This window comes from Enterobacter cloacae complex sp. IR5441, from assembly GCF_049238215.1.
Lineage (GTDB): Bacteria > Pseudomonadota > Gammaproteobacteria > Enterobacterales > Enterobacteriaceae > Enterobacter > Enterobacter hormaechei_C.
The window spans coordinates 87,625-100,598 of the sequence record NZ_JBMKIA010000004.1; the positions used below are offsets into that span (position 1 = coordinate 87,625).

Below are 12,974 nucleotides of genomic sequence, written 5' to 3' on the forward strand. Positions count from 1 at the left end.
CAAGGGGGCGAAGATGAAACCGCTGCTGGATGTTCTTGTTATTCTGGATGCGCTGGAAAAAGAGGGGAGCTTTGCCGCCGCCTCGGCGAAGCTCTATAAAACCCCTTCGGCTCTGAGCTACACCGTGCAAAAGCTCGAGAGCGATCTTAATATCCAAATCCTTGACCGCACCGGGCATCGCGCGCGTTTCACCCGTACAGGGCAGATGCTGCTGGAAAAAGGGCGTGACGTGCTGCATACGGTTCGCGAGCTGGAAAAGCAGGCCGTCAAACTTCACCAGGGCTGGGAAAATGAGCTGGTGATTGGGGTTGATGATACATTCCCTTTCTCCCTGCTTACCCCGCTTATTGAGGCGTTCTATCAGCGCCACAGCGTCACCCGGCTGGTTTTTATCAATGGCGTGCTGGGCGGTTCCTGGGAGGCCCTGACGCAGGGCAGGGCGGATATCATCGTTGGGGCGCTGCATGAGCCTCCCCAGTTGAGCGAATTTGGTTTTGCGCGGCTGGGTGTTCTGGAGCAGGTTTTTGCCGTTGCGCCTCATCACCCGCTGGCGAATGAACCGGAGCCTGTTACCCGACGCGTCATTAAAAACTATCGCGCCATTGTGGTTGGAGACAGCTCTCGCCCCGAATGCGGCATTTCATCGCAGCTGCTGGATGAGCAGGAGGCCATCACCGTTTTTGATTTTAAAACCAAACTGGAGCTGCAAATAAGCGGCCTGGGGTGCGGTTACCTTCCCCGTTATTTAGCGCAGCGGTTTATTGACAGCGGAGCGCTGGTGGAAAAACAAGTTTTAGCGCAGAGCAGTAACGAACCGGTATGGGTGGGCTGGAATGAACAGACCGCCGGGCTTGCCAGTGCCTGGTGGCGAGACGAAATTTTAGCAAATAGTGCTATCGCCACAGTTTACGCTCAGTCAGATGATGGGAAATCAATCAGTTAGTAAAATTAATTTATGGGCAGGTTTCTCAATGTATTGCCTTTTGTATCTGGAATAGGGCAAAATGCCGCCGCTGCAAACAAATGAATAATCGACGATATAAAAGGCGTCGGTTATTTTTTTTTGCATGTACGAAACGAAACTAAAAACCAAGAGGCCGGGCTTCGTACCGGATAGATATTTACTAAAATCCGACAGTTGTTGTCGCTGAGGAAGAAAGAAATGGGGCAATTTTTCGCTTACGTGGCGGTTATCACCGTAAAGGAGAATAACTATGTCGCATAACGCAACTCCAAACACCTCTCGCGTGGAATTACGTAAAACGCTTACGTTGATTCCGGTTGTTATGATGGGCCTTGCCTATATGCAACCGATGACGCTGTTCGATACATTCGGTATCGTATCAGGCCTTACTGACGGTCACGTTGCAACGGCGTACGCCTTTGCGCTGGTCGCCATCCTCTTTACAGCGCTGAGCTACGGTAAACTGGTTCGCCGTTTCCCGTCCGCAGGCTCTGCGTACACCTATGCTCAGAAATCCATTAGCCCGGCGGTTGGCTTTATGGTGGGCTGGTCATCACTGCTGGACTACCTGTTCATGCCGATGATCAACATTCTGCTGGCAAAAATTTACTTCGAAGCGCTGGTGCCTTCCGTGCCGTCGTGGATCTTCGTTGTGGCGCTGGTGGCCTTTATGACCATCTCTAACCTGCGCAGCATCAAGACCGTGGCTAACTTCAACACCCTGATTGTGATCCTTCAGATGGGGATTGTTGCGGTTATCGTTGGGCTGATCATCTACGGCGTTTCCCACGGTGAAGGCGCAGGTACGCTGACCAGCACCCGTCCGTTCTGGTCTGAAGGCGCGCACGTAGTGCCGATGATCACCGGTGCAACTATCCTGTGCTTCTCGTTCCTGGGCTTCGACGGTATCTCTTCTCTGTCTGAAGAGACCAAAGACGCTGAGCGCGTGATCCCGAAAGCGATTTTCCTGACCGCGCTGATTGGCGGCCTGATCTTCATTGGTGCGTCTTACTTCTTACAGCTGTACTTCCCGGATATCTCTCGCTTTAAAGATCCGGATGCATCACAGCCTGAAATTATGCTGTACGTGGCGGGTAAAACCTTCCAGTGGGGCGTGCTGATCTTCTCCAGCGTCACCGTACTGGCTTCCGGTATGGCTGCGCACGCGGGCGTTTCTCGTCTGATGTACGTGATGGGCCGTGACGGTGTGTTCCCAACCCGCTTCTTCGGTTACGTGCATCCTAAATGGCGTACCCCGGCGTGGAACGTGCTGCTGGTGGGCGCTATTGCCCTGCTGGCGATTAAATTCGACCTGGTAACGGCCACGGCGCTGATTAACTTTGGTGCGCTGGTGGCGTTCACCTTCGTTAACCTCTCCGTGATTTCGCAGTTCTGGATCCGTGAGAAGCGCAACAAGACGCTGAAGGACCACATCAACTATCTGGTGCTGCCAGTGTGTGGTGCCCTGACGGTGGGCGCCCTGTGGATCAACCTGGAAGAGAGCTCAATGGTTCTGGGTCTGATCTGGGGTGCAATCGGTCTGATTTACCTGGCTTGCGTGACCAGAAGCTTCCGCAACCCGGTTCCTCAGTACGAAGACGTCGCGTAAGACTGTGTCGGGTGACGGCTATGCTCAACCCGACCTACAGTTTCGTAGGCCGGGTAAGCGTTAGCGCCACCCGGCAAAAAAAAGCCGGAGACATCGCCTCCGGCTTTTTTGTACCCGCTATTCAGACAATCTCTTGCGCATACTGGAACAGCGCTTTCAGCAGCGCCTGCTTCTCAGCATTCCCTTCATACTGACCGTAAAGCATCTCCAGCTCCTGGGCGTAGCTATTAAGAAACTCCGGCGTAAACACGTTGCGCCGATGCTGTAACCAGCGTTCCTGCTCTGCTTCATCCAGCGTGCCGGGATAGTTGCGCGCGCGATAATTAAACATCAGCTTCTCAATGCGCTTATCTGCGAAGGTGATATCCAGCGCGGGCAGGTTACGCGGGTCGGTTTGCAGCACGATATTCATCGCCGCGCGATCGGCGTCGCTGAAGAAGCCGTTATAAAGCTGCGCATCCACATTCTCAGACGGCACGAACGGCTCTGCTTCGGCAAAAATGGCGACGACTTTCTCGCGCACATGCGGGTTGTCGCGCAGCACTTTCAGGTTATCGAGGCAGTGCTGACGGTTAATCCCCAGCCGGTCGGCGTCTTCCGGGCGCAGCGTGTTGGCCTGCGCCAGCACCGGGCACTTATTGATGTGCACCAGTTTTACCGGTACGGCTGGCAGGTCACCCAGCGCCTCTTTCGGCGTATAGAGCCGTTCACGTAAGGTGTCGCTGTCGAGCTCAAGCAGCGGGGAGATATCTCCGGCGAGATCCACCATGATGACGGCGTTACGGTTGTCCGGATGCCAGGCAAGCGGCGCCACCCAGCTTGTATTCCCGCGCCACGCACCGAACATCCCTGAAATATGCACCAGCGGTTTCATCTGCGGCACGTCAATTAGCGTCATCAGCTTTTGCTTGCTGCGATGGCTCAACAGATACTCAAACAGGCGCGGCTGCGCGGTTTTTACAAGTTTCGCCATAGCGATGGTCGCGTAAACGTCTGCCATCGCGTCGTGGGCGTTGCTGTGCTCAATGCCGTTGGCCCGCGTCAGGTGCTCGAGCCTGAAGCTCGGCAAGCCGTCGTCGTTCTCCGGCCAGTTAATCCCCTCCGGGCGCAGCGCATAGCAGGCGCGCATGATATCCAGCAAATCCCAGCGTGAATTACGGTTTTGCCAGCTCCAGGCATACGGATCGTAGAAGTTGCGGTAGAAGATATTGCGCGTCACTTCATCGTCAAAACGGATGTTGTTGTAACCCACCACGCAGGTATTGGGCACCGTAAACAGGTCGTGGATGCGACGGGCAAATTCTGCTTCGCTAACGCCTTTATCCCGCGCTTCCTGAGGCGTGATGCCCGTCACCATCACCGCGCCCGGCTGCGGCAGATAGTCATCGGCGGGCTTACAGTAAAACACCTCGGGTTCGCCGATGACGTTAAATTCGTCATCGGTACGGATAGCCGCAAACTGCGCCGGTCGGTCCAGCGCCGGATGGGTGCCAAAGGTTTCGTAATCGTGGAACAAAAAAGTCGGGCGCGCGGCAGAGTCAGACACCAGTAATCTCATCCTGTTAAAAATTGACGTCTCTATGGTAAACGATTGGGGTGAGCAGTCTGAATAAAAAGCACCGTCAGGCAAGAAATTTGCGAGATTTGTTCCGAAAAAATCTGCGTGCTGTCACATTTTTTTGCAATTAAGGCAGGTAACGACATCAGAACTCCCGTAAAAAGGTCATCGATTTTTACTGACCTGAGGATATACCGTTGAAACGCCGTCTGTTTATTGCTGTTTCTTTACTCGCTTCGAGTATTTCATCCGCGCTGGCTGCCGAGCCGCTGGATTTTTCACCTCAGCCGCCTGCCATCCAGGCTGGCTCCTGGGTATTGATGGATTACACCACGGGTCAAATCTTAACGGCGGGCAACGAACATCAGCAGCGTAATCCGGCGAGCCTGACCAAACTGATGACGGGGTACGTTGTCGATCGTGCCATTGATAGCCACCGCATCAGCCCCGATGACATTGTGACGGTCGGACATGACGCATGGGCAAAAGGCAATCCGGTCTTTGACGGTTCGTCGCTGATGTTTCTGAAGGAGGGCGATCGGGTTTCCGTGCGCGATCTCAGCCGCGGCCTGATTGTTGATTCCGGCAATGATGCCTGCGTGGCGCTGGCGGATCACGTGGCGGGCGGTCAGCCGCAGTTCGTCAGGATGATGAATGACTACGTTGAAAAGCTGAACCTGCGCGATACCCACTTCGAAACCGTACACGGGCTGGATGCACCGGGTCAGCACAGCTCCGCTTACGATCTCGCCGTGCTTTCCCGGGCCATCATTCACGGCGAGCCTGAGTTCTACCACATGTACAGCGAAAAGAGCCTGACCTGGAACGGCATCACCCAGCAGAACCGCAACGGCCTGCTGTGGGATAAGACCATGAACGTGGATGGCCTGAAAACGGGTCACACCTCGGGCGCGGGCTTTAACCTGATTGCCTCCGCGGTGGACGGTCAGCGTCGACTGATTGCGGTGGTGATGGGGGCAGACAGCCCGAAAGGACGTGAAGATCAGGCGCGTAAACTGCTGCACTGGGGACAGCAAAATTTCGATACGGTGCAGATCCTGCATAACGGCAAAAAAGTGGGAACCGAGCGCATCTGGTACGGCGATAAAGAGCAAGTCGCGCTGGGCACGGATCAGGACTTCTGGCTGGCATTACCCAAATCGGAAGTGCCGAACATCAAGGCGAAATACGTGATGGATAAAAAAGAGCTGGAAGCGCCGATCGCCGCGCATCAGCGGGTAGGGGAGATCCAGCTGTACGATCGTGACAAGGTGGTCGCGCACTGGCCATTGGTTACGCTGGAAAGCGTTGAAAAGGGCGCCCTTTTCTCCCGTCTCGGCGATTATCTGCATCATAAACTCTGACCTTTTCGGGCAGACTGGCAGTGTTGCGAGTCTGCTCACATAATAAACACTCCCGGTTTGCCGATAATCTCGATTCTGCTTTACAGTGTATATATATACAGTAATAAGCGGAGGCAGCATGGACTACAGCATCAGGCAGCAACAGAAACGTACGATCGCTGGCTTTCATCTCGTGGGGCCGTGGGAAAAGACGGTCAAGCAGGGATTTGAACAGCTGGTCATGTGGGTAGACGGGCGTCATATTCAGCCGCAGGAGTGGGTGGCCGTTTATTATGACAATCCGGATGACGTGCCGGCAGAAAAGCTCCGCTGCGTTACCGCCGTAACGGTAACGGACGATTTCACTATTCCTGAAAACAGCGAAGGGGTGATGATGACCGAAATTGCTGCCGGAGAGTATGCGATTGCCGCCGCGCGCGTCGAAAATCATGATTTCGCCACTCCATGGTATCAGTTCTTCAACTCCCTGCTGGAAGACAACAAATTCCAGATCGCGGCAAAACCCTGCTTCGAACGTTATCTTAACGATGGCAATGCTGACGGCTACTGGGATATTGAGATGTTTGTACCGGTAGAGCACAAAGTGGGATAATCCTGCGGAATGCAGGGTTTTTCAGCCGGGCGCGATCCACCCGGCTGAAAACACAGTACAATTGTGGTTTGCCGTAGAGCTGGAGACGGGTGTGCGCCCCGACAAGTCATTAACCCCTTTTGAAATTCGGTTATACAAACATTATCGCGTGGTGCACGGTTGCCGCATTGCGCTGGCGTTTGTGTTGACCTTCGTACTGGTTCGTCTGCTGGATATCCCGGAAGGGACGTGGCCGCTGATCACGCTGGTGGTGGTGATGGGTCCGATCTCATTCTGGGGGAACGTGGTCCCGCGCGCTTTCGAACGCATAGGCGGCACCGTTTTAGGCTCAGCGCTTGGGCTTATCGCCCTGAAGCTGGAGCTGATTTCGTTTCCGGTCATGTTGCTGTGGTGCGCGGTGGCGATGTTTCTTTGTGGATGGCTGGCCCTCGGCAAGAAACCGTATCAGGCGCTGCTGATTGGCATTACGCTCGCGGTTGTGGTCGGCGCACCGGCGGGCGATATGACCACCGCATTGTGGCGAAGCGGGGATGTAATCCTCGGCTCGTTGCTCGCCATGCTGTTTACCGGCATCTGGCCGCAGCGCGCCTTCCTGCACTGGCGCATTCAGATGGCAAACTACGTCACGGCATTTAACCGGGTCTACCAGGCCGGGTTTTCGCCGAATCTGATTGAGCGCCCGCGTCTGGAAAAGCACCTGCAAAAAATCCTCAATGATGTGGTCAAAATGCGCGGGTTGATTACCCCGGCAAGCAAAGAAACCCATATCCAGAAAGCCATTTTTGAAGCTATTCAGACGGTCAGCCGTAATCTGGTCTGTATGCTTGAACTGCAAATCAATGCCCACTGGGCCTCACGCCCCAGCCATCTTCTGATGCTCAACGCGCATACGCTGAAAGAGACGCAGCAGATGACGCAACAAACCCTGCTGACCATCGCCCATGCGCTCTACGAAGGTAACCCACAGCCGATACGGGCGAACAGCGAGCGGCTGAACGAAATCGTCGCCGAGCTCAAACAGCTGATGAATGAGCGCCAGGGCGACAATGTGGCGGAAACGCCCATCCATGGTTATGTCTGGCTGAGTATGGAGCTGGCGCGACAGCTGGAGTTGTTATCGCAGCTGATTTGCCGGGCACTGCGCAAATAAAAAGCGTATGTGATGCCTGCTGCTTCGATTCAGCAACAATTAGGGTTATGATGGTTTTAAACGATATACTCATTGTCATTCGCAGCCGCTGTCTGTTAAAACGGTTGCTTTAACGAATCCGAATCTCACATTATCAGGGGTGTAAAAATGGAAACTACCAAGCCTTCGTTCCAGGATGTTCTGGAGTTCGTCCGCCTGTTCCGCCGCAAAAACAAGCTACAGCGCGAAATCCAGGACGTAGAGAAGAAGATCCGTGACAACCAGAAACGTGTCCTGCTGCTGGACAACCTGAGCGACTACATCAAGCCTGGCATGAGCGTTGAAGCTATTCAGGGCATCATCGCCAGCATGAAGAGCGATTATGAAGATCGCGTTGATGACTACATCATCAAAAACGCTGAGCTGTCCAAAGAGCGTCGCGACATCTCCAAGAAGCTGAAAGTGATGGGCGAAATCAAAAACGTCGACGCTAAAGGCGAGTAATCGCACACTCTGTTGCCCGGTGACGCTGCGCTTACCGGGCCTACAGGACTGTTATTACGTAGGTCGGGTAAGGCGAAGCCGCCACCCGACAATTTCACGAACGCAGAAAAGCAAAAAGCCTGCTCTAAAAGCAGGCTTTTTAAATTTGGCTCCTCTGACTGGACTCGAACCAGTGACATACGGATTAACAGTCCGCCGTTCTACCGACTGAACTACAGAGGAATCGTTGTGGAGGCTTATCTTAGCGGCGAAAAAACTTTTGTCAAACCTGATCTCAGGCAAAAGCGTTTGATTGATGATTCTGTCGTCATTTTGTTGTAAATCCAAACATAATTTTATGGAAAATACTTTGCAGGATACGCATTTCTGCCCCATCATTTGAAATGGAGTTTCAACTTTCTCTCTAAGGTCCATTTTGAACGTCACCGCACCCCTACGCCAGGCGATTATGCGCACGCCCTGGTATGCAAAACGTAAGAGCTATCGAGTTCTGTTCTGGCGTGAAATCACCCCCCTTGCCGTGCCTATTTTCCTGGAGAATACCTGCGTCCTGCTAATGGGGGTGCTGAGCACTTTTCTGGTGAGCTGGCTCGGTAAAGAAGCCATGGCCGGGGTAGGGCTGGCGGACAGTTTCAACATGGTGGTGATGTCCTTCTTTGCCGCTATCGATCTCGGTACGACGGTGGTGGTGGCGTTTAGCCTGGGCAAGCTTGATCCGAAGCGTGCCCGCGAAGCGGCCAGACAGTCGCTGATGATCATGACCCTCTTTTCGATCATCCTTGCGGCGGTTATCCATTATTACGGCAAAGAAATTATCGACATTGTCGCGGGAGAAGCGACCAGCGAGGTGAAGGATCTGGCTCTCACCTACCTGGAAATGACGGTGCTGAGTTATCCGGCGGCTGCCATCGCGCTGATTGGTAGCGGTGCGCTTCGTGGAGCAGGAAATACCAAAATTCCGCTGCTGATTAACGGCGGCATGAACATCCTGAATATCATTATCAGCAGCGTTTTGATTTACGGCGTCTTTTCCTGGGAGGGGCTGGGCTTTGTCGGCGCGGGTTTAGGGCTGACCATTTCCCGCTATATTGGTGCGGCGGCGATAATTGGCGTACTGATGGCGGGAATTACGCCATCGCTGCGCCTGACGCTGAAAAGCTATTTCCGTCCGCTTAACTTCGCCATTATCTGGGAAGTGATGGGGATCGGGATTCCGGCCAGCATCGAATCCGTGTTGTTTAACGGTGGGAAACTGCTGACGCAGATGTTTGTTGCCGGGATGGGAACAGACGTCATCGCCGGCAACTTTATTGCCTTCTCCATCGCCTCACTCATTAACCTGCCGGGAAACGCGCTGGGGTCGGCGTCGACGATCATCACCGGCAGACGCCTCGGAAAGGGGCAGATAGGGCAGGCGGAACGACAACTTCGGCACGTCTTCTGGCTTTCAACTATTGGACTGACGGCGATTGCGTGGGGAACTGCGCCTTTTGCCGGGCTGATGGCCTCGTTCTATACGCATGAAAATGACGTGAAAGAGGTCGTGAAGGTGCTCATTTGGCTCAACGCGGCGTTTATGCCAATTTGGGCCGCGTCCTGGGTACTTCCTGCCGGGCTGAAAGGGGCGCGCGATGCCCGGTTTGCGATGTGGGTCTCCATGCTCGGCATGTGGGGCTGTCGCGTTGTGGCGGGCTACACGCTGGGGGTAATGTTGGGTATGGGCGTTGTCGGCGTCTGGCTGGGGATGTTCCTTGACTGGGCCGTGCGCGGGGCGCTGTTCTACTGGCGCATGGTGAGCGGGCGCTGGCTGTGGAAATATCCGCGAAAAAAACCGGAGCAGGAGGTTTCGGAAACGGCAAGTGCCTGACAAATGTGCGAAGTGGAGAATAAATCGGCAAACGATTGAAAATCTGCATTCACCCTTTGACATCCTCAGGGCGCATCGATAATATGCGCCCCGTTCACACGATTCCTCTGTAGTTCAGTCGGTAGAACGGCGGACTGTTAATCCGTATGTCACTGGTTCGAGTCCAGTCAGAGGAGCCAAATTTGAAAAGCCTGCTTTTAAAGCAGGCTTTTTGCTTTTCTGCGTTCGTGAAATTGTCGGGTGGCGCTCCGCTTACCCGACCTACGGAATCCCAGGCCGGGTGAGTGGGTCCTTGTTATCAGCGGAACGGTGGCTCATTGAAGGTGCGCAGCTTGCGGGAATGCAGTTTGTCGCCCTCTGCACGCAGTAAATCGATGGCGCGAATGCCAATCTGAAGATGCTCTGAGATCGCCCCTTCGTAAAAACGGTTCGCCTGGCCCGGCAGTTTGATCTCGCCGTGCAGCGGTTTATCGGACACGCACAGCAGCGTGCCGTAAGGGACGCGGAAGCGATAGCCCTGCGCGGCAATGGTGGCGCTTTCCATATCGATTGCGACCGCACGGCTGAGATTGAAACGCAGGGCGGAGGCGGAATAGCGCAGCTCCCAGTTACGATCGTCGGTGGTAACGACCGTACCGGTACGCAGGCGCTGCTTCACCTCTTCACCCGGCATGCCGCTCACCTCTTTAGTGGCGTCGTACAGGGCGCGCTGCACTTCCGCGATACTCGGAATAGGAATATCCGGCGGCAGAACCGCGTCAAGGACATGGTCGTCACGCAGATAAGCGTGGGCGAGGACGTAATCGCCAATCAGCTGGCTTTCACGCAGGCCGCCGCAGTGGCCGATCATCAGCCAGACGTCCGGGCGCAGTACCGCCAGATGGTCGCAGATGGTTTTCGCATTCGACGGGCCAACGCCGATGTTAATCAGCGTAATGCCCTGACCGTCGGCGGTGATCAGGTGCCAGGCTGGCATCTGGTGCTTTTTCCACGCCAGATCGGAGATGGCCTCTTCCGGTGCTTCGGTTTCGGCGGTGATCCAGATCCCGCCCGCGCAGGAGAGGGCGATGTAAGGGCTGTCCGGGTCGAGGATCTGGCTACAGCCCCAGCGGACAAATTCGTCTACGTAGCGGGTGTAGTTGGTAAACAGCACGAACGGCTGGAAATGTTCGGCAGGGGTGCCGGTGTAGTGACGCAGGCGTGCCAGCGAGAAATCGACACGGCGGGCATCAAAGTGCGACAGCGGTGAAAACTCTGCCGGGTGATAGATCCCGTCCGCCGTCTCATCGCCAATCTGCGACAGCTCAGTGGTCGGGAAGTGGCGGGTCAGCCCCGCGCTCATGGAGCGATCCAGCGTCAGCGCCGAGCCGTCTATCACGTACGGGTAAGGGATCTCGTGCAGGGACGGCTCAACGCTGATATGCGCGCCGTAATCCTGATACAGCAGGGTAAGCTGCTCTTCCAGATAGGGGCGGAACAGCGCTGGTCGCGTGATGGTCGTGCTGTAACAGCCGGAGTGGGTGAAACGCGCATAGGCGCGGGTTTTTGGATTGCTGCTGGCGCTGCCGTCCCAGGTGACAGAGAGCGATGGATAAACAAAAAGGCCCTGGGTTCTGGCCTTTTCATCGGGAAGTTTCCCTGTTTCGATATAATCACTGATGGCGCTGCGCAGTGCATTGACGGACTGTTCATACAGCGCGTCGAGTTTTTCCAGCGCCTGAGCCGGGGTCAGGCTGGAGCCCTTATTATTCATGTCTGTCTCCTTGTTCCACAGGTGTGCGGCTATACCCGATAGTATGTCACACGCCTGTGAAACAAAAGTGAGGAGATCAGCTGTGCGCGGTTTCCTTCATCAACAGGGCGGTGGCGGCAGAAAGCAGGCAACCCGCCAGCAGATAAATCGCCACGCTGTGCCAGTTACCGCCGGAGAACGTCACCAGCGCGGCGGCGATAAACGGCGTAAACCCGCCGCCGACCACGCTCGCCACCTGATATCCCACGCCCGCGCCGCTGTAGCGGTAGCTTGCGCCAAACAGCTCGGTAAACATTGGCTGCTGCACGCAGACCACCATATCGTGAGCGATGTTCGCAAGCATGATCGCGAAGAAGACAATCCAGAAGACCGACTGTGCCTCCAGCGCCATAAAGAACGGCCAGGCGCTGAGTGTGCCAATGAGCGCCCCGGTGATATATACCCGTCGACGGCCAAAGCGATCCGCCAGCCAGGCGAAGCAGGGGATGGTCAGGCAGCTGATCCCGCCCACCACCAGGCCGATATTCAGGAACAGCTCGCGCGGCAGCCCGAGATTCTGCGTGGAATAGTTCAGGGCAAAGGCGGTGACGATATACATCGTCAACAGTTCGCACAGGCGCAGGGCGATAATTTTCAGAAAAGCGCCAGGGTGCTGCACCAGCGCTTCCATCACCGGCAGCCGTTTTTTCGCGACCGGTTTTTCGCGCTGCTGCCGTTCAAACTCAGCCGACTCTTCCATGCCGTTACGGATCCACAGGGCCACCACGACCAGCACAATGCTGAAGATAAACGGAATACGCCAGCCCCAGCTCAGGAACTGCTCGTCTGTCGTGAGCTGGCTTATTAGCGACACCAGGCCCGTGGAGAGCAGCAGACCCACGCCATAACCCACCTGCACGCCGCTGCTGTAAAACGCTTTCTTATTCTTCGGCGCGCTTTCCACGGACAGCAATGCCGCGCCGCCCCATTCACCGCCGACGGCAAAGCCCTGAATGGCGCGCAGCGTCACCAGCAACACCGGAGCCCACCAGCCAATCGAGGCAAAGGAGGGCAAAATACCGATCAGCGCGGTGGCAATGCCCATCATCCAGACGGTGAGCATCAGCATACGTTTCCGGCCAAGGCGGTCACCGAAGTGGCCGAAAATTACCCCACCCAGCGGACGAAACAGAAAACCGACGCCGAAGGTGGCAAACGCAGCAAGCGTGCCCATGGCGGGGCTGATCTGGGGAAAGAATTCACGGTTAAAGACCAGCGCAGCGGTAATACCGTAGAGCAGAAAGTCATACCAGTCGACGACGGCGCCTGCGAAGCTACCTAAAGCGGCGCGGCGGGCGCGGTTAAGCGAAGGTGTCTCCTCGTTGCGGCGAGCGGAGATAAGGGTGGAGTCCATAGTTGTCCTGTCTGTACTGATTTTTAATTATTGGTATAAGAAAAGGTCACTCACATCACGGCCGTCATATTGACGGAATGTATGAGACTACCGCGACAGGCGGCCTGAGAAAACGTTTTTATCTTTCCTGAAAGCGCAGAATAAATAAATTTCATCTTATCGGGCGACAACATAAATCAGCCTGTTTGGCTCCGGTTAGGGCTGAATGGTTTACAGTAATAACGATCGCTGCGTGACGTAA

The 12,974-nt window shown here is 55.2% G+C and carries 11 protein-coding genes and 2 tRNA genes; 9 read left to right on the top strand and 4 right to left on the bottom strand.

The window, feature by feature from the left end:
* The first annotated feature begins 13 nt into the window (after positions 1-13).
* The 3 genes from ACOTX5_RS06760 (at position 14) to ACOTX5_RS06770 (ending at position 2,573) form a co-directional block, all read left to right on the top strand.
* Positions 14-943, top strand: coding sequence for a LysR substrate-binding domain-containing protein (locus tag ACOTX5_RS06760; RefSeq protein ID WP_059452885.1), 930 nt, complete (start codon positions 14-16; stop codon positions 941-943).
* Positions 944-1,162: 219 nt separating this feature from the next.
* Positions 1,163-1,225, top strand: a complete 63-nt coding sequence (gene yoeI / locus ACOTX5_RS06765; RefSeq protein ID WP_099458931.1) for a membrane protein YoeI — start codon at positions 1,163-1,165, stop codon at positions 1,223-1,225.
* Complete coding sequence (locus ACOTX5_RS06770; RefSeq protein ID WP_006811203.1) at positions 1,215-2,573, top strand: APC family permease; 1,359 nt, start codon at positions 1,215-1,217, stop codon at positions 2,571-2,573. The genes yoeI and ACOTX5_RS06770 overlap by 11 nt, the downstream gene beginning before the upstream one ends.
* A 121-nt stretch (positions 2,574-2,694) precedes the next feature.
* Here ACOTX5_RS06770 and sbcB read toward each other — a convergent pair whose 3' ends face one another.
* The gene (sbcB, locus tag ACOTX5_RS06775) at positions 2,695-4,131 is read right to left on the bottom strand and encodes an exodeoxyribonuclease I (RefSeq protein ID WP_369700083.1); all 1,437 of its coding nucleotides are present in this window, start codon (positions 4,129-4,131) and stop codon (positions 2,695-2,697) included.
* Positions 4,132-4,328: 197 nt separating this feature from the next.
* Between sbcB and dacD the strand changes: the two genes are divergently transcribed.
* The 4 genes from dacD (at position 4,329) to ACOTX5_RS06795 (ending at position 7,720) form a co-directional block, all read left to right on the top strand.
* Positions 4,329-5,495: a serine-type D-Ala-D-Ala carboxypeptidase DacD gene (gene dacD, locus ACOTX5_RS06780; protein WP_045910850.1), complete on the top strand. Its 1,167-nt coding sequence runs from the start codon at positions 4,329-4,331 to the stop codon at positions 5,493-5,495.
* A 118-nt stretch (positions 5,496-5,613) separates the two neighbouring features.
* A complete protein-coding gene (gene sbmC / locus ACOTX5_RS06785; RefSeq protein ID WP_017383302.1) occupies positions 5,614-6,087 on the top strand; it encodes a DNA gyrase inhibitor SbmC in 474 nt (157 codons plus the stop codon).
* A gap of 91 nt (positions 6,088-6,178) precedes the next feature.
* Positions 6,179-7,237 carry an FUSC family protein gene (locus ACOTX5_RS06790; RefSeq protein ID WP_017693112.1) on the top strand — a complete coding sequence of 353 codons (1,059 nt, stop codon included), beginning with the start codon at positions 6,179-6,181 and terminating at the stop codon, positions 7,235-7,237.
* Positions 7,238-7,384: 147 nt separating this feature from the next.
* The gene (locus ACOTX5_RS06795) at positions 7,385-7,720 is read left to right on the top strand and encodes a DUF496 family protein (protein WP_000450410.1); all 336 of its coding nucleotides are present in this window, start codon (positions 7,385-7,387) and stop codon (positions 7,718-7,720) included.
* Between the two features lie 146 nt (positions 7,721-7,866).
* Here the strand turns inward: ACOTX5_RS06795 and ACOTX5_RS06800 are convergent.
* Positions 7,867-7,942, bottom strand: a tRNA-Asn gene (locus ACOTX5_RS06800).
* Between the two features lie 226 nt (positions 7,943-8,168).
* Here ACOTX5_RS06800 and emmdR point away from each other — a divergent pair.
* Complete coding sequence (gene emmdR, locus ACOTX5_RS06805) at positions 8,169-9,587, top strand: multidrug efflux MATE transporter EmmdR (protein ID WP_023294986.1); 1,419 nt, start codon at positions 8,169-8,171, stop codon at positions 9,585-9,587.
* Positions 9,588-9,690: 103 nt separating this feature from the next.
* A tRNA-Asn gene (locus ACOTX5_RS06810) sits at positions 9,691-9,766 on the top strand.
* Positions 9,767-9,885: 119 nt separating this feature from the next.
* Here the strand turns inward: ACOTX5_RS06810 and ACOTX5_RS06815 are convergent.
* Both ACOTX5_RS06815 and shiA read right to left on the bottom strand, forming a co-directional pair.
* The gene (locus ACOTX5_RS06815; RefSeq protein WP_015572404.1) at positions 9,886-11,340 is read right to left on the bottom strand and encodes an AMP nucleosidase; all 1,455 of its coding nucleotides are present in this window, start codon (positions 11,338-11,340) and stop codon (positions 9,886-9,888) included.
* Between the two features lie 76 nt (positions 11,341-11,416).
* On the bottom strand, positions 11,417-12,733 hold the full coding sequence (gene shiA, locus ACOTX5_RS06820; RefSeq protein ID WP_032648852.1) for a shikimate transporter: 1,317 nt from the start codon (positions 12,731-12,733) through the stop codon (positions 11,417-11,419).
* Between the last annotated feature and the right edge of the window lie 241 nt (positions 12,734-12,974).